Consider the following 18,273-nt stretch of genomic DNA (forward strand, 5'->3'; position numbering starts at 1 on the left):
GACACGCGTAATGGCAGTCAGTCATTAATACGGGCGCTGATAAGCGGTTTTAACAACCGTGTAAAAATCACGCGCGTACTGCCCTTGTTCTCTCGGCCCAAAGCTGGATTCTTTTCTGCCTCCAAACGGGACGTGATAATCCGTGCCAGCGGTCGGTAAGTTCACCATCACACAGCCTGTTTGAGCTTGCTGCTTAAACATGGCGCTACTACGAAGACTGGTGGTCACAATGCCTGCGGTAAGGCCAAAACGTGTGTCATTAGCCTGAGCAATCGCCTCTTCCAATGACCCCACTCGCTGCACACACGCCATCGGTGCAAACAATTCCTCTTGGTTAACATCCCAGCTATTTTCAGTGTTGATGAACAAGGTCGGTGCCATGTAGTAGCCATCATGTTCAAGCGAAATTCGCTCCCCGCCCGCCACTAATTCACCGCCCAATTCTTTGGCACGTGTAACCCAGCGTAAATTTGATTCAAGTTGTTTTTCATCAACGACGGGTCCCATGAATACACCTTCTTCTAATGCATGCCCGACTTTCAGTTGGGCAATACGTTGAGTCAGTGCATCCACATAAGCATCATGAATACCGTCCATCACGATGAGGCGTGATGAGGCAGTACATTTTTGTCCAGCGCCGGAAAATGAACCTGCAATGGTGGCATCAACCGCCACGTGTAAATCAGCATCATCGGCTATCACAAGTGCGTTTTTGCTACCCATTTCTAACTGACAACGCACGAAATTAGGCGCAGTTGCTGCGGCCACTTTTCGCCCAACATCAACTGAGCCCGTAAAACTGACCGCATCAATGTTGGGGCTATGGATCAAGCTATCCCCAACATTTGAGCCTGAGCCCAATACCAAATTGAACGCCCCAGCCGGAAGGCCAGAACGGTGAATAATGTCAGCCAATGCCACAGCACTGGCTGGCGTTAAATTGGCAGGTTTCCAAATCACACTGTTACCAAACGCCAACGCAGGCGCGATTTTCCAGGACGCAGTCGCTGTCGGGAAATTCCAAGGGGAAATAATGGCGACCACGCCAACGGCTTCACGGGTGACTTCCACTTGAACGCCGGGACGAACGGATTCCGCTGTCTCACCCATTTGGCGAAGCACCTCCGCCGCGTAGTATTGGAAAAACTGCCCTGCGCGATACACTTCACCACGACCTTCCGCAAAGGGTTTACCTTCTTCAAGAGACAGCAAACGTCCTAGCTCATCACAACGCGCAATCAACTCATCCCCAATGGTCTGCAACACTTTTTGTTTTTGCTCTAACGGTGTTTTTTCCCATTTCGGCTGCGCTTCTCGAGCACAAGCGATGGCTTGTTGAACGTGTGTTTTGCTCGCCTGTGCATAATTACCCAGTGACTCTTGGATATTGGAGGGGTTGATATTTGCAACGGTGCCGCTGCCTTGGTGCCATTCGCCGCCAATATATAGGGCGCTTTCGCTGTGTTGTGTCATCTGTTATTCCTTTCATCCAAATCCAGTGTCTATTTCAATACAGCGGCATACACCACCAACTCAACCAACATGCCTTCGCGTGCCAAACCTGCAACGACCATCGCAGCCCTGTTCGGGAATGGAGCGCTGAAATATTCTGCATATATTTTGTTCACGGCAGGCAGATCATTTCTGTCTGTCACGTAAATCAATACTTGCAGCACGGCGTCACTTCCTACGCCTGCCGCCTCAAGCGTGTGCATCAAATTACTCATTGTCTGCCGCGTTTGTCCTTCAATACCGCCTTCTACCAAATCGCCATCCGCATCAATGGGTATTTGCGCAGTGTAGAGCGTACCGTTATGGGTCACTGCCCACTCAAGTGGCGCTTTGGAAGCAAAAAGCGGGGTTTTCACTGCCGTGATCCCATGCCTATTTGAAGGTAATCCTGACATGCGTGTCCTTATCAATTTGTGCACTTGTTAACAGTTGGTTAAATCTTGCATCACAATAATTGATAAATCGAACGGTTAATTTTTGACAATTGTTCAGTTTTACTTATCACTAGAAGGCAGATAACGCAGGGGAAGGATCGCAGCGTGGATATTAAACTTCAGCAACTCAAACATTTTTCTTTAGTTGCAGAGCAACGCGGGTTTCGTGCGGCAGCTTCTAAGGCAAATCGCTCTCAAGCGGCGTTATCTACCTCAGTGAAGGAGTTAGAGCGCATACTCGGTCAGACACTATTTGACGCAGGCCACAAAGCCAAGCTCACACCGTTTGGCGAGTTCTGCCTCCCCAAAATCAATGACTTTCTTGCACGTTATGACGACCTAAATTCTGATTTACGCTCAGCCGCCGCTGGTCAGTTAGGGCAAGTGCGCATTGCCAGCGTCCCCTCGGTCGCTGCCAAGTTAATTCCCGGCATTCTCGCCCATTACACCGAAAGCCACCCAACGGTGGAAGTGGCGCTGATAGATGACAATGCAGCAGGCGTAGAAGCACGTTTATTGGCGGGAGATGTGGACCTCGCGTTGGGTAACTGCCTGCACATTCAAGACGAACGTATTGAATTCACCTTGTTGATGACAGATCCCTTAGGCGTTGTCTGTCTAAAGGATCATCCCCTCGCTACACTCAACACCCCTATCGATTGGCAGGCATTACAGCCCTATCCTTTTGTGAAAAATGGCACCTGTTCTTTGTTGGAGCCAACACCAGCCAATATACTCGCCGCCAATGCGCTCTACAGCGTGGAAAACATCACATCGCTTTTCTCGGTCTTGGAGCTGGGTGTTGGCATCACCACTCTGCCTAAACTGGCTTTTCCTGAAAATGCGGAGCACCTTTGCTGGCTGCCTCTTTCTTCCCCTTACGTTGAAAGACAAATCGGCATATTCCGTTTGCGCGACCGATACATTTCGCCTCAGGCGTATGACTTCTTCGAACTTTGCATTTCGTCTTTAAGCACCACTACACCCGCCCCAAGTAACCTGTGAGAGAACTAGCATGATTTCTTCGGTTTAATAGCTACTTACTATCGATACCATTGATAAAACCCAATGGTATTTTTAGAAGCATCGGTTTAGGCTATGAACCATAAACAGAACAAAGGAAAGGTTTAATCATGAGTACATTAACGGTGCGTTGCCCACACTGCCAAAAAATGAACCGTATTCCCGCCGATCGCGTTGAGGACAACCCAAACTGTGGTTCATGTAAGTCGTCGCTGATCAACGGTAAACCTATTGAAGGAACGGAAGCCAACATGGATGTCCTTATCGCATCAGGTAAGCCTGTCGTCATTGACTTTTGGGCTCCGTGGTGTGGACCTTGCCAAAGCTTTGGCCCGATATTCGAAGCCACTGCAGCACACAAAGGCGATGATGTGATTTTCGTGAAAGTGAATACGGAACAAGAGCAAGCCCTTGGCGCGAAATACCGTATTCGAAGCATTCCGACCATTATGGTGTTTAAAGACGGGAAAATGGCGAACCAAATCAACGGTGCATTACCGCAATCTGAGTTCAATGCTTGGTTGGATCAAAGCATCTAGCTTACTTTCGATAAATCAAAGCGTCTTCTAAATTAAAACGCCTCTAGTGAAGGCGTTTTACTTATGGTTACGTCGCTCAACCGAGCGACTTTCTTATCTCTCTGAAACGCCCCTTCCTCGCCGTCTCAATAAAAAACTTAGTGTTTCTTTTTTGACTACACTTCTTATTGATAAGCCAATAATTAATTATTGAATCATACGAAGTGTTAGAGGTAAAGAATGAAGGTTTCCCATAAAGTTGCGCTGCTGGCTTCCAGTATTGTTGTTCTCAGTTTCTCTGTTTTTTCTTGGTTTCAATACGATATGGTGAAAAATTCACTCTACCAAAACAAATCCCAAACTACGCTAGAGTCCACATCAGCGCTTGGCAATCAAGTGACCAACTGGCTAAATAGTAAGCTTGCGTTGATCGATATGATGGCTCAAACCATTGATGCCGACTTTAATGCTGAAACCATTCAAAAAACCTTTGATACTCCCCTTTTGAAAGACGAGTTCATTCTCATTTTTGGCGGCTTAGCGACCGATGGTAAATCCATCACCAATGACATGACATGGACACCAGACAACTGGGATGCCAGAAAACGCCCTTGGTATCCGCTCGCCAAACAACATGACCGCGCAATTCTTACCGAACCTTACGCGGATGCAGGCACCAACGAAATTCTCATCTCTGCCGTGGCAAATTTCTACGACAAAGGCGAATTCAAAGGCGCGTTTGGTGGCGATTTGAGCCTCAGTTCCGTTTCTGAGGCGGTGAATACCTTAAACTTTGACCAAACTGGATACGCTTTCCTGCTCAGCGCAGATGGCAATATTATCAGCCACCCCAACACGACCTTGAATGGCAAATCTATCACCGAGTTATTTGGCGATAACGTACCGTCGTTTTCTCAAACGATGACCGAGTCCACCATCGGCGATCAACGTGTCTTTACGGTTTTTTATGAGCTTTCTAACCTTTATGGCAACAAGTGGTTGATTGGCGTTGTGCTCGACAAAAATCAGGTCATGACTGAAGCGACACAATTTGGCTGGACCGCACTGATTGCTACGATCTTCAGCGCCTTATTTTGTTCCATTGCCTTGTATTTCGGCGTGTCACGTCAACTGAAGCCGCTAGAAGGCCTCCGTCACTCACTAAGAGAAATCAATGGCGGTGAAGGTGACTTAACCAAACGCATTGTTGTTTCTGGCAATGACGAGTTTGGCAAATTGTCGATTGAGTTTAATGCGTTCCTCGAATATTTACAGAGCCTTATCGGGCAAGTAAAAAGCATTTCACTAGAGGTCAGAAAAAACACCGACTTCACTGCAGAATCAGCCTCAGCCTCATCGCAACGAATTCAAAAGCAACTTCATGAACTCGAATCACTGACTAATGCAATGGGGGAGATGTCATCTATTGCCCAAAACGTGTCACACAACGCTCAAAGAGCATCAGGTGCCGCACAAGAAGCGGATGATGCCGCATGTAAAGGGGTGGAAGTAGTTTCAAATACCGCCAAATCTATTTCATCATTAACCGTAGAAATGGAATCGGCGGTCGGAAAAATTAATGAGCTCTCAGGCTATAGCGACAACATTGCGTCAATTCTGACGGTCATTACTGGTATTGCTGAGCAAACCAACTTACTCGCTCTCAACGCTGCGATTGAGGCAGCGCGAGCAGGTGAAATGGGACGCGGTTTTGCTGTCGTTGCTGACGAAGTTCGAGCGTTGGCATCTCGAACACAACAATCAACAGAAGAAATCAAAAAGATGATCAGCCAACTTCAAATCGGAGTCGGCAGTGCTGAAGAGATCATTCTCAAAGGACGTGATACAGCCAAAAACACACAAGAAATTGCAGGCCAAGCTGACGCTGTGCTCGCTGAAATCCGAATCAGCATTAGTGAGATAAATACGCTCACTACCGATATTGCTAGCGGTGCCGAAAGCCAAAACACAACATCAATAGAAGTTAACCAAAGCACCAACAACATGCGCGCAATGAGCCAAGCTGCATCCGAAAAAGCCACAGAGCAAGAACAACGTTGCGCAGGCATGGTTACGCTCACTAGCAAACAAGACATTGAGCTGAATAAATTTAAGGTGTAAGCATAACGCGTTGGCAATATCACCGAGCGAACTCCAGTTGCTGCGTTCAGAGCCGATTATCACGTTCAACTTGGGAAAAAAGGCAAAACAATGTTGAAAAACGTTTCGAGGTTTTTCGACACAAAGTGGACGTGATGAGGCTCCCCCCCGCCTCAGCCTGAATGCCGACCAATTTTCGCTGAGCAATCATATTGAGGTTAATTGGGTATATCGACGAAAAGAATAAGACATAGGAAAGCGCTTTCCCATTAGTATATTCTAAATAATTAATATGAAATTAGTCCCACAACAGAGACACCCCACCTGCACCACCTTCGTGCATACTCGTCGAAATCGAGATACTCATCTACCCGTTTACCTTCTGATTTACTTAACAAAGCCTTCCTTTCATTGTGGGAATGGCTGTTAGACATTCACTCAAAGGCCATAAACAGCACCCATCAAAATAATAAAATACGTAAAACAACAAGGACTATTCATGAAAGCACGGCTAGCACTCTCTTCCCTTGCATTATCACTGGCAGCCATGGCTGCCAACACCGCACAAGCACAATGTTTTGGCAATGTTTATTCTATCAACGGGGGGCGGGGCGACGTTGGCTTCCTACTCGACCTCAAAGAAGACAATAAACTGCTGGGCTATTCGAACCCGGGAGACCGTGCACTAATATCATCTAGGGCGGCCTTTAGTAGCTCTGCCATGGCCTACGACCCAACCACCAACCGCACCTATTATGTCAGCGTGCCGAGACCGGCTGATTATCATGTCGCAGATGCAAACGCGCATGTCTCGTCCGACGAGTTCAACAGCCTTTCTCTCCATGCGTCAACGTCGTTGCCCAATCAACTTGCCTATTTTGACCACGATGCACAACGCCATACCGTGGTCGCCAACGTGCCTGCTACACTACGAATGGCTTACGATGCGGCCAACAGTAAACTCATCGCGTCCAATGCAACCAAGCTGTTTTCTATTGACCCCCTTTCTGGTGCCGTGTCTGACACCAAAGCCTTCGACAATAACATCGCATTTGGGGGCTTTTCGTCTTGGGGGGACTTTGTCTTTAAAGACAATGCGCTTTTGTACGTCACCAATACCCGTACCTTCTCTGTCGACCCGTCCACGGCTGAAATGACGCTCAAATCATTCCATAACATTGACTTTGTCACCGCGGCTACCCTCGACCAAAACGGTCAAATTCTTGTTGCCGCCAAGAATCAGAATGTCAGTGGGAACATCAACAGCACATGGTTATATCGCGTTGACCCAGTGACCGGTGAGCAAGTTAGGATCGGCCTCTTCCCTGCTCGCGTGAATGCCATGTCGACCAACACACAAGAAGAGCATACGTGCTATACCGCTACGACCTTCCCGAATGCACAAGAAACACGTGTTAAGAAAATCACCAACCCTACCGTGGAAGAAGGCGAAACTGCCAGCCTCAAAGTCTCTTTTAATAACCAAACCAAATTGTCGCAAACCGCCACATTGAAACTGGTGAATGGCACAACAAAAGACAGTGATTATTCAAGAGACGTGAAAATCTTGTTCAGTGATGGCTCAAGTGTCCAAGAAACCATCACGTCTGCAGGCGCTGATATCGCTGTGCCGGCGGGCGTCGCATCGTTTAACGTTAACATTGACACCGTGGATGACAAACGAGGAGAGGAGAGCGAAACGGCAACGCTTAAGGCATCAATGCTAGCAAACGGCAATGATAGGAAAAGCGGTACGCTCACCATCACTGATAACGACGTATTCACCGAAAATAGTATCTGTAGTCAGGCTAGTCATGTGTCAATCTCTGGGGCTGGACGCACCGCATATATAGATTGTGACAAAGGCATTGTTGGTATGACCGATATTCAAGGTGAGTTTAAGGAACGCTTTCAAGATCGCGTATACACATATTATGAGGATCCCCTTCAAAACATGAGCATAACCGGCGAGGGAAATCTATCTTGGGTTTCAGGGAGTGGTCAAGGATTCAACAAAGCATTCCGAGCAAACATAGGCACTTCAATAACAAAAGATATGACGTATTTTGCTGCACAAGATAACGCAAATTATACGGAAGCTGAACCATGCGCCGTCGCACCCAATAGCCCTTATTACACTCACATGGTGGCCATCATTGCGTACCGAACAGAAGAAGAATATTCCAATCCAATTCAGTGCTCTATGATACTAAGAGAAGGACAGTGTGCGAATGGTGTTAAACAGCCAGTAACATATACTACATTTGCCTCGTATCTCGACCCAAATGCGTGCGTTGTTGTCGAATAGAAACGGATAGTCTCACACTTTTTAAAGGCATTAAGACACTGCTACGTGAATAAAAATTCATGGTGCTTATAGTGTTGGTTTATTGTAAATATTGTCATTTACGCCGCTCAACAGAGCGGCTTTTTATCACATGTCGCTTCAATCTTTGGTTATTTAACTCACATCCAAACACAGACATTAATATTTATATAAATTATCAACCAACAGTATTTCAGCATCCTAAACTCATCGACAATCAGACTGTTAGAAATAGAAAGAATAAGAATCACGAAAGTACTCTCTTATTAGTATATTCTAAATAATTAATATGCAACACATCTCATAATGGAGACGTCCACTTGCACCTCTATCGTGCATAATTCCCAAAATATAGACTCACTATTGCTTACCTTCTGATTCATAAAAACTCTCTGCTTAAAGGAATGGATATTAGAGATTTCACTCAAAGGCCATAAACAGCACCCATCAAAATAATAAAATACGTAAAACAACAAGGACTATTCATGAAAGCACGTCTAGCACTCTCTTCCCTTGCATTATCACTGGCAGCCATGGCAGCCAACACCGCACAAGCACAATGTTTTGGCAATGTTTATTCTATCAACGGGGGGCGGGGCGACGTTGGCTTCCTACTCGACCTCAAAGAAGACAATAAACTGCTGGGCTATTCGAACCCGGGAGACCGTGCACTAATATCATCTAGGGCGGCCTTTAGTAGCTCTGCCATGGCCTACGACCCAACCACCAACCGCACCTATTATGTCAGCGTGCCGAGACCGGCTGATTATCATGTCGCAGATGCAAGCGCGCATGTCTCGTCCGACGAGTTCAACAGCCTTTCTCTCCATGCGTCAACGTCGTTGCCCAATCAACTTGCCTATTTTGACCACGATGCACAACGCCATACCGTGGTCGCCAACGTGCCTGCTACACTGCGAATGGCTTACGATGAGGCCAACAGTAAACTCATCGCGTCCGATGCAACCAAGCTGTTTTCTATTGACCCCCTTTCTGGTGCCGTGTCTGACACCAAAGCCTTCGACAATAACATCGCATTTGGGGGCTTTTCGTCTTGGGGGGACTTTGTCTTTAAAGACAATGCGCTTTTGTACGTCACCAATACCCGTACCTTCTCTGTCGACCCGTCCACGGCTGAAATGACGCTCAAATCATTCCATAACATTGACTTTGTCACCGCGGCTACCCTCGACCAAAACGGTCAAATTCTTGTTGCCGCCAAGAATCAGAATGTCAGTGGGAACATCAACAGCACATGGTTATATCGCGTTGACCCAGTGACCGGTGAGCAAGTTAGGATCGGCCTCTTCCCTGCTCGTGTGAATGCCATGTCGACCAACACACAAGAAGAGCACACGTGCTATACCGCTACGACCTTCCCGAATGCACAAGAAACACGTGTTAAGAAAATCACCAACCCTACCGTGGAAGAAGGCGAAACTGCCAGCCTCAAAGTCTCTTTTAATAACCAAACCAAATTGTCGCAAACCGCCACATTGAAACTGGTGAATGGCACAACAAAAGACAGTGATTATTCAAGAGACGTGAAAATCTTGTTCAGTGATGGCTCAAGTGTCCAAGAAACCATTACGTCTGCAGGCACTGATATCGCTGTGCCAGCGGGCGTCGCATCGTTTAACGTTAACATTGACACCGTGGATGACAAACGAGGAGAGGAGAGCGAAACGGCAACGCTTAAGGCATCAATGCTAGCAAACGGCAATGATAGGAAAACCGGTACGCTCACCATCACTGATAACGACGTATTCACCGAAAATAGTATCTGTAGTCAGTACAGTTATGTGTCTGTATCCGTTTATGGCCATACCATTTACATAGATTGTGATAATGGTGTTATTGGTGGACCTGACTTAGTCACAAAGTTAAACATGAACTATCAGGGGTCGGGACTGATCAATGAATGGGAGACTGTGACTGAAGGTAAAGGATCGAATGTTGATTGGAAAACAAACGTTGGCGTCTCGATCACAAGTGGTATCACAGATTTTTTATATACCAATGCCGCAAACGATAATGCGTTCAAAGTGTGTCAAACTCATCCCAACGGCTACTATTACAGTGTTGTTCAAGGTGGCATTGCTCTTGGTTCGAGCCTATCTGATAGCAGTGGATTGTTTTGCAATATTGTTGTCAAGGAAGGGAAATGCGTAAACGGTGTTGCTCAACCCATTGTTGCAATAGGAAAAGCGAGCTATACCGAAGAAGCCTGTGATGTTATCGAATAGATATCAATAAAATTACCATCTATCAACTGTCAGTGGCTAATTAGCCAAACTGAACATGCCATCTTTAAGCCGCTCTGTGAGCGGCTTTTTAGTCTCGCTGTACTCTTCCCATAAGCATCATTCATCGCGTCGACGGAAAGCACCGAAAGGCTCAAGGCCAATACAAATATTCTGATACCACTCCTCTATTAAAGCCTTGTCGATAGAAGGCTTTTTGCATCATCAAGACCTATTTTAGGTTTCGTTACATTAGTTATTTTATATATAAATACCATCTCATAATTGGACCACTCCACGTATCATTTTTAAGGTTAGAGTGTGAGACACAATGGTTCAGGCTTTAACAATACAAACTGTACCAACAGGATTAATGAAAGGAGCTCAGCGTGTACAAAAGCTATCAAAAAAAAGCCCTTGCTAACTTCATCGCTGTTGTCGTGCTGGGTTCAAGTAGCGCATACGCCGCCTGCCCAGGGAATGTCTATTCCATTAATGGTGGCAGAGGCGAGGTCGGCTTATTACTGGATATTCAGGAGAACAAACAACTCTTGGGCTATGCGAATCCCGGCACGCGTGCCATTTTGGAATCTCGGGCGCTTTTTAGCAGCTCTGCAATGGCCTATGACCCTACGACCAATCGCACCTACTACGTGAGTGTGCTACAACCCACTAGTTATCACATTGAGGGTGTTGAAGATGTGGTCTCCGCTGACGAATTGAATAGTCTGTCAATTCATGCAGCCAATACGAAACCAAATCAACTAGCCTATTACGACCACAACACCCAAACACATACTGTGGTAGCCAACATGCCCGTGATCTATCGAATGGCTTATGACAGTGTGTCACAGCGGCTCATCGCATCAGACCAAAACACAATTTTTTCTATTAACCCTAGTGACGGTGTCGTCACCCAGCTTTCCAATTTTAGTAATATGGTCAGATTTGGCGGTTTTAGTTCGTGGGGTGATTTTTTATTCTATGAGGGAGAGCTGCTGTACGTGACGAATACACGCACTTTTTCAGTTAACTCAGCGACAGGCGAGGTTGCACTCAAGTCCTTTCACTATATCGATTTCGTTACTGCTGCTACCCTTGATCAAAATGGTCAAGTGCTAGTCGCCGCCAAAAATCAGAATGTCACCGGCAACGTAAACAGCACGATTCTTTGGCGATTGAACCCTGATACGGGCGAAAAAGCACAAGTAGGGCTCTTTCCCGCACGCGTGAATGCCCTATCAACTAACACGCAAGAAGACCACACATGCTATGACCCTACCGTGTTCCCGAGTGATAGAGTCATAAATGTCCAGTCTGTGGGCAACGACACGGTCACCGAGGGTGAAACAGGCAACATCTCCGTGACGTTTGATGTGGAAACGAAGGCAACAAAAGACGTCAACCTCTCACTAAAAAATGGCACGGCAAAAGCGGGCGAAGACTATAATCGCGACGTTAAAATTGTGTTTAGTGATGACTCGACAGTCAACACTAAAATCACGGGTAGCGGTATTGTTGTTAATGTACCTGCAGGCGTGACTGGATTTACTGTCCAAATCCCCACTATTGATGACACCACTGATGAAGAAACTAAATCTGCCACTCTAAATGCTTGGTTCAAAGACGATGAGAGCGATAAACAAACGGGCACTTTGACAATTGAAGACAACGATGAGCCTTTAGTTCCAAACCTCTGTGGCACAAATAGCGCTGTAACCGTGTCTGTGAGTGGTGCTTATGTGCAAGTTAACTGTTCAAATGGCCGGATTGGTGGGCCATCTATCAGTGCTCAAAGCATTAGCAAACGTGTGTCTTGGTCGACCAATAGTTATGGAGGCGGCTCGCAAAATGACTGGAGCACACAAATTGGCGTAACTGAGGTCAAAGATCTTCGTTCTGTTACATATTCTGGCAGCGGTTCAAACAGCTCAGGTGTTTGTAGCAACGGTGGTACCACTGGCACACGCATTAACACCACCATCAACGGCAGCATAAAGCTCGATGCAAACGGTAACCTTGTCTGTCAGATAACACTCAATGAAACCTTCTGTAACGGTAGCGGCGGTCTACGTTATCAGAATGCTAGCAATAACGTGTGTGTTATCCGTTAAACGCTAAACCTTAACAAAAAGCCTGTCAGCAATCGCTGTCAGGCTTTTCGTTATTCAGCTTTCAACGTTCATTTCTGCTGTTAGCAAATCTTTCCCGCACCCACTGCAATGTCGTGCTTGTTATCCAGTGTTGCTTGCGCAGCCACTTTCAAGCCTTCCACAATGGTTTCAAGAGACATTGACGGTTGATCTGTCGCTGCCGCTTGTTCAGGTAACAATGGAATGTGAATAAAGCCGTGTCCAATATCCGTGTCACGCAAGAAATGTTGAACACCATAGAAAACATGGTTACAGACAAACGTACCCGCCGTGTTAGAGACGGTACATGGAATACCCTTCTCTTGCATGGCGCGAGTGATTGCTTTGATTGGCAAGGTACTGAAATACGCATCAGGGCCATCTTCATCGATTGGCTCGTCGATTGGCTGGTTGCCACCGTTATCTGGGATACGAAAATCATCAATATTAATCGCAACACGCTCAGGGGTGATCGCATTGCGACCCGCAGCCTGACCCACTGTAATCACAAATGTTGGCTTGTGAGTCTCAATGGCTTTAGTGACGGCTTTAATCGCGTCATAACGCGTCACAGGCACTTCACAGATAACTATCTCGCCACCATTAAGCTGAAAACCATCAAGCTGCTTTACTGCTTCCAATGCAGGATTAACTAAAGCGCCACCAAAAGGCTCAAAGCCTGTAATCAATACTTTTCTCATCACTACTACTCTCAGAATGCAAAGCTATACATAACGAAGATGTTGAACGCCAAGATGCACAGGCCAGGAAACACCTGCATCAAAATAACGTGGTGTTTATTTTTCAATTCAAGTAACGCAGCAGGTACGACATTGAAGTTGGCAGCCATTGGGGTCATTAGCGTACCGCAATAACCGGAAAGCATACCCAGCACACCTACGATGGCTGCGTTGCCGCCGTTTTCGAGTATCAGTAATGGAATACCGATACCTGTTGTGATCACGGCAAACGCGGCAAACGCATTACCCATCACCACGGTGAAAATGGTCATACCTACGCAGTAAGCAATCACGTTCACCAGCAGCATGTTCTCAGGGATCATCATTTTGACAATTTGCGCGACGGTATCGCCCACACCCGCCTGATTAAACAGAAAACCTAACGCGGCGAGAAACTGCGACAAGATGGCAGCCCAACCGATGGAGTCGATCAAACGACGTCCTTCGTTAAGGCTGTGCATCGGTTTGCTTTTGGTGATCATTAACGCCACAACGATGGCTGCAATAGAGCTAATGCCCAAACCTACCAGCGCGCCGAGTGACGTAAACTGGCTGATAGCAACCGTGCCGACTGGCACGATAGCAGCAGGAATGAACAGCTTGTTTTTAAGCACGGATGCTGTTTGTTTACGCTCTTCTTCGGTGGTGGTGCGGTAGTTGCCCACGCCCATAAACCCACCCGCCGCCAACGCGGTAAGCGCCAATACCATAAGGCCTGTCACCCAGTTCGGGATCATCGCGCCAAACAGGAATGTCATGCCGTAGATCAGCCAAAACAATCCACTACCTATACGTTTCGGATTCTCTTTATCAAGGAAGCTTTGCAGCGAGAACGCCAGCAGCAATAAACCCGTGGTTTGATAAATGTACTCTAACATGGGTTATTGCCCTTCTTTTTGCGCATCAGCGTTTGCAGTCGCTGATGCACTTTGATTGGTCGATGACTTAAGAAGACGCACTTCCACGATTTTGCTGAAGATAACGAACAGCACAAACGATGCAACAGCGGTTGGCAGTGCCCACAAGGCCATGGTTTCAAGCTTCACGTCGAGTTGATTATCAGTCATCACGCCTTTGATAAGAAGAATACCGCCTGTGCCGATAAACAGCAGCTGGCTAAAGAAGTTGCCAAAATTTTCACTCGCCGCTGATAACGCACGAATCGACTGACGTTTTTCATCTGACAAATTGGGGCAGTCTTTTTCTGCGGCGGCTTCCGCCATAGGCGCAATAAGCGGACGGATCATCGATGGGTGACCACCAATACTCAGACCCATACCGTTGGTCGCTTTACGCAGCAACAAGTAAGTCATCAGAATTTTACTGACTGACGCTTTCTTCATCGAGCCAATCAAAGCTTCTGCGCGCTGACGAAGGCCGAAACGTTCAAGAATGCCAATCATTGGCAAAATAAGAATGAAAAGGGACATATAGCGGTTTTGGGTAAAGGATTGACCTAAGATAGACAGGATTTCCATTACCGCGATGTCTGCGACTAAACCGGTTGCGACGCCCGCAACCAAAATGACCAGTAACGTATTGAGTTTTAACGCTAACCCGACCGTAATTACAACAATGCCAATTAATGGCCAAAAATCAATCATGATGCCCTCTACACGGCCTTTATATAAGTAATGGTCAATGGTTTAACTCCCATCGACACCCCGAGTATACGAAAGCACCAAAAGCAGCTCCAATCAGAGATTTTTGTGGTTATAACCAATAATTTCATTTATTGAGGTTAACTTTCCACCAGTGACAGTTATTTCACCTTAATCCTTACCTGACAGAGCCTTGATTGAAGAAAAATTCAAAAAAGTCACGTTAAAGATGATTCATTGATATAACTTAATGTTAAAAAATTTAGGCTAATTGCCTAGTTCATCCATTTGAACGATAAACACTCAGTTTCATCCACGTGGCAATCCTCAACATCTTTCGACAGGTCTCATTTAGAAAACAGTTAGCGTCCATTTATAGCGGTATAATTCACACTAATATTTCCATTTCTGCTGCCTCGAATCGCCCCCTATCAATAAGGATGTATGATGGTTCCGACTCGTTTTTTCTTCGGCTACCTGCTTGCTGTAACCTCTCTAGTCGGCTGTGCGACTCAACCTGAACCGGTAAAAACCATTCAGTTGTATTCAAACAAAGAAGTTATTCAACTGTCGTATTGCACTGAGCTTGCAGATACCGCCTATTTCATTGCTTCAGAAAAATTGAAACAGCGTCCTAAACAAGCATTGATTGAACGCTATGCAACAGAGGCTTCCTCCAAAATTAAGATTAACGCTGTTCAGCGCATCTATAGCACGGACTTTGACAGTGCTTGGGATTACTCAGTCAACCTGTTTGGTGAATGTGCGCAGAAAGTGGCTGAGATCCCGTCACAACGGTTAGATATCGCCAGTTTCTGTGCGCAAAAAGCTGTAGTTGCGGGCGGCGCTTATGATTTCAAACAAAGCGGCGCGCCCAAATTAGATGCGTACATGGCATTCGCCAGCTATAAGCCGACACGACCTTATGAGGTCATCGATGCTGTCTATGACAGCAGGTCAACATCTCACCTTAATGTTTCTCAAAATACATGGGATCACTGCATTGACGTGATGTCCGAGTAATAACATCGCCACAGGGCAGGCCTTGAATGTACTGACCTTTGGTAATTTTCCCACCAAATTGGGTATTTACTGCGATTAAGTGGTAATACTTAATATTCGTAGGAAAAAGTTCAGGGATGTTATGGGACGGAATTTTTACCATTGGCTGTCATGAAGGGGAAAGCGGTGATACGAGGCTTTATCAAATCTTCATGGTGGTTTTTACTGCCCATTATCCTTGCCTTACCCGCTCAAGCGACGAACAGTATGGTTGACATTGATTTGGTCAAAGTGGATAAATCTGCCCGTAAAATGTATCTGATCCAAGGTGATAAGATCGTCAAATGGTATCCCATTGCACTTGGTGCCAACCCGAAAGGTCACAAACTACGTGAAGGCGACAAACGCACGCCGGAAGGCCGTTATACCCTTGACTTCATTAACGAGAAATCCCGCTTTTATCGCTCTATCCGCATCAACTATCCGAACACACGAGATCTCGCGCGCGCTGAATTATTGGGCGTGAGCCCTGGCGGTCAAATCATGATTCATGGTCAGAAGAACGAGGCGACCGCACCCTAGCCTTAGTCGAGGTGAGGATTGGACAGATGGTTGTATTGCGATTGCCAACGAGCAGATGGATGAGTTTCTGAGCATGGTCTCAGTAGGCACGCCGATAACAATTGAATGGTAAGCCATTCTGCTCAAAGCTTTCACTCTGATCACATGAAATCAGAGACATTGTCGACCTTTGTTTGTACCCAAACAGCCCAAACAAAAAAAGCCCGATGCGTTGCTTCGCATCAGGCTTGTCATTTGATTTATTATGCTATCAACAATGTACGTTGTTATTCACAAGCAAACGGGCCTTTGTTCGTCCATGCTTCTGGTGCTGATACTGGGCTGCTGTTTACCCACCATTTAGCCTGATACAGGTTGCCTTCAAACAACACTTGCTCGCCAGTTAAATACGCTTTGCCTGATGTCCACGCCACTGGCAATGTACTGATCAATTTCCACGCATCGCTGCTTTCTGGTGCTGCTCCCTGAATCCAGTATTTTGCTTCCCACACTAAACTATTGAAGCTTACTTTTTCGCCGCCTGTGTAGGTGGTGTTTTCGTCCCATGCTGGGTGGTTCGTCGCCTCAGGATCAGTGCCACACTGGTCGCTTTTTTCAATCAGGTGAAAGTCTACGGTTTGCTGTTCAACCAGATTTCCTTCACTGTCTTTCACGCGAGAAACCAGCATATGGTGACCGGCGCTAATTTTCGTCAGTTGTAGATTCACGTTTTCAGACACGCCATCTTCCAACGACAACTTTTCGTAAGCTAATGCTTCTTGTGCGTGATTGTAAACGGTCATTTCAACCGTAATGTCACCAGAAGCCGTAACGGTGAAATCGAGATCAATCCCGTCTTCTGAAATCATGTATTCGGATGCCACGCCATCAATGATCACGCCGTAATCCGGCTCAGGTGATACAATGTCATACCCGACTTCTACACGTGCTAGCCCACTGTCTTTCTTCAAGTAGATCGGATTAGCACCGTAAACGGCGATAAAATTGCCATTGCTGTCACGAACACCCGCTTTGATAACGTTATTAGCCTGATTAATTTTTGCCGCAAGATCGAATGACCAGGTGTTTGCCACACCGGCTTTTTCGCTCTCAATGATCAGACGCGTTGACAGCTCTGGGCGCTCGCCTTCGTTGTCAAACACACGGGTAAATACCGCATCGCCCTCTGTCAGGTTCATACCAGGATTAATTTGACCATGTTGAGACCAATTAGGTTGCTCTGGCTGCTCGCCGTCAAATTGCACATCGATGGCGTTATAAAAGGCTGCGGCAGTATCACCCACATCCCAAACAGCCAAAATGACATGGTAACCTTCACGAGCAGGCACATTACACGAGTGAACCATGGTCTTTGGCGGCTTTTGCATGTTGCCTTCAATCACACAAAACGGATTCAAATCTAATGCAGCGCGAGCCAGCGGCTGATTCACGTTCCAATCAGGTTGAGTGATGTAGTACTTCCAAGTTCGCGTCACATGGTTTGCCGTGAACGTCCACTCAAAATCATTCTGACCGGCCACAATCGAGCGTTTGACCCAGCGTGAAGCGGTCTGCTCATCTAACGCTGAAAACTGGATCAATCCCGCGCTGGCCAGTTTGCCGTCTTCGGGGCCAAGTTCTGGGAAACCCTCTGGCCCTTCCACACTTTGTGGCTCCCACTGAACTTGACCACAATCAGTATTTTTCTCACCCGTTTCAGAGGTGTATTTACACATTGCCGCACGGCCAGCTAAGCCATCATCAACGGCACTAATATAACCATGAGACATCACGCTTGCGCTGAAAAGCGCGGCGGTAACAGACAAAATAGAGGTGTGGATCTTGAGCATGTATGTACTTCCTGAGTGTTTTTATTGTTATTCACCCACAGCACGGACAGACGCGAAAAGCAGACATTTTCAATCTCGAAAATGGCAACCCCGCTATCATCATTGTTCTCGACATTAAGCAGAGAACACTCTTAGACCGGAGGCTTTGCGTCCTGTTTTTTCAAACAGTTTGCCGATAATTGTGGAACGCGCGCATCGTATTCTGAATAGCTTGATATTCAACAGAAATAT

13 protein-coding genes, 1 pseudogene and 1 riboswitch are annotated in these 18,273 nt (G+C 46.5%); of the genes and pseudogenes, 8 read left to right on the top strand and 6 right to left on the bottom strand.

What is annotated here, in order from left to right; all coding sequences use genetic code 11:
• Positions 1-24: 24 nt before the first annotated feature.
• Together AC3CIC_RS19550 and AC3CIC_RS19555 are read right to left on the bottom strand one after the other, a co-directional pair.
• Entirely contained in the window at positions 25-1,473 is a 1,449-nt protein-coding gene (locus tag AC3CIC_RS19550; protein WP_488516794.1) for an aldehyde dehydrogenase family protein, read from the bottom strand.
• 29 nt (positions 1,474-1,502) lie between these two features.
• A complete protein-coding gene (locus tag AC3CIC_RS19555; RefSeq protein WP_488516795.1) occupies positions 1,503-1,907 on the bottom strand; it encodes a RidA family protein in 405 nt (134 codons plus the stop codon).
• A 144-nt stretch (positions 1,908-2,051) separates the two neighbouring features.
• Between AC3CIC_RS19555 and AC3CIC_RS19560 the strand changes: the two genes are divergently transcribed.
• The 6 genes from AC3CIC_RS19560 to AC3CIC_RS19585 all read left to right on the top strand — a co-directional run bounded on the left by AC3CIC_RS19560 (position 2,052) and on the right by AC3CIC_RS19585 (position 12,270).
• Positions 2,052-2,951 (top strand): LysR family transcriptional regulator, encoded by a 900-nt coding sequence (locus tag AC3CIC_RS19560; protein ID WP_488516796.1) that lies wholly within the window; start codon positions 2,052-2,054, stop codon positions 2,949-2,951.
• Between the two features lie 128 nt (positions 2,952-3,079).
• Entirely contained in the window at positions 3,080-3,508 is a 429-nt protein-coding gene (trxC, locus tag AC3CIC_RS19565; RefSeq protein ID WP_488516797.1) for a thioredoxin TrxC, read from the top strand.
• 219 nt (positions 3,509-3,727) lie between these two features.
• On the top strand, positions 3,728-5,608 hold the full coding sequence (locus AC3CIC_RS19570; RefSeq protein ID WP_488516798.1) for a methyl-accepting chemotaxis protein: 1,881 nt from the start codon (positions 3,728-3,730) through the stop codon (positions 5,606-5,608).
• A gap of 478 nt (positions 5,609-6,086) precedes the next feature.
• Positions 6,087-7,895 (top strand): hypothetical protein, encoded by a 1,809-nt coding sequence (locus tag AC3CIC_RS19575; RefSeq protein ID WP_488516799.1) that lies wholly within the window; start codon positions 6,087-6,089, stop codon positions 7,893-7,895.
• A 503-nt stretch (positions 7,896-8,398) separates the two neighbouring features.
• Complete coding sequence (locus tag AC3CIC_RS19580; protein ID WP_488516800.1) at positions 8,399-10,159, top strand: hypothetical protein; 1,761 nt, start codon at positions 8,399-8,401, stop codon at positions 10,157-10,159.
• 386 nt (positions 10,160-10,545) lie between these two features.
• Entirely contained in the window at positions 10,546-12,270 is a 1,725-nt protein-coding gene (locus AC3CIC_RS19585) for a hypothetical protein (RefSeq protein ID WP_488516801.1), read from the top strand.
• Between the two features lie 80 nt (positions 12,271-12,350).
• Here the strand turns inward: AC3CIC_RS19585 and pcp are convergent, their stop codons facing one another.
• From pcp to AC3CIC_RS19600, 3 genes are read right to left on the bottom strand one after another with little or no spacing between them, the layout of a single operon-like run.
• Positions 12,351-12,989 (bottom strand): pyroglutamyl-peptidase I, encoded by a 639-nt coding sequence (pcp, locus tag AC3CIC_RS19590; protein ID WP_017003735.1) that lies wholly within the window; start codon positions 12,987-12,989, stop codon positions 12,351-12,353.
• A gap of 11 nt (positions 12,990-13,000) precedes the next feature.
• On the bottom strand, positions 13,001-13,906 hold the full coding sequence (locus AC3CIC_RS19595; protein ID WP_394209092.1) for a DUF979 domain-containing protein: 906 nt from the start codon (positions 13,904-13,906) through the stop codon (positions 13,001-13,003).
• Between the two features lie 3 nt (positions 13,907-13,909).
• On the bottom strand, positions 13,910-14,632 hold the full coding sequence (locus AC3CIC_RS19600; protein ID WP_029486365.1) for a DUF969 domain-containing protein: 723 nt from the start codon (positions 14,630-14,632) through the stop codon (positions 13,910-13,912).
• 441 nt (positions 14,633-15,073) lie between these two features.
• Here AC3CIC_RS19600 and AC3CIC_RS19605 point away from each other — a divergent pair, with 441 nt between their 5' ends.
• Together AC3CIC_RS19605 and AC3CIC_RS19610 are read left to right on the top strand one after the other, a co-directional pair.
• The gene (locus AC3CIC_RS19605; RefSeq protein ID WP_488516802.1) at positions 15,074-15,652 is read left to right on the top strand and encodes a hypothetical protein; all 579 of its coding nucleotides are present in this window, start codon (positions 15,074-15,076) and stop codon (positions 15,650-15,652) included.
• A gap of 246 nt (positions 15,653-15,898) precedes the next feature.
• A pseudogene (locus AC3CIC_RS19610) lies at positions 15,899-16,325 on the top strand (L,D-transpeptidase family protein).
• 154 nt (positions 16,326-16,479) lie between these two features.
• On the opposite strand, the gene gbpA reads toward AC3CIC_RS19610, so the two are convergent.
• On the bottom strand, positions 16,480-18,042 hold the full coding sequence (gene gbpA, locus AC3CIC_RS19615) for an N-acetylglucosamine-binding protein GbpA (RefSeq protein ID WP_488516803.1): 1,563 nt from the start codon (positions 18,040-18,042) through the stop codon (positions 16,480-16,482).
• Between the two features lie 80 nt (positions 18,043-18,122).
• Positions 18,123-18,226: riboswitch (cyclic di-GMP riboswitch) on the bottom strand.
• Positions 18,227-18,273: the final 47 nt, after the last annotated feature.

It is taken from the genome of Enterovibrio sp. QJM3NY_24 (genome assembly GCF_057786035.1).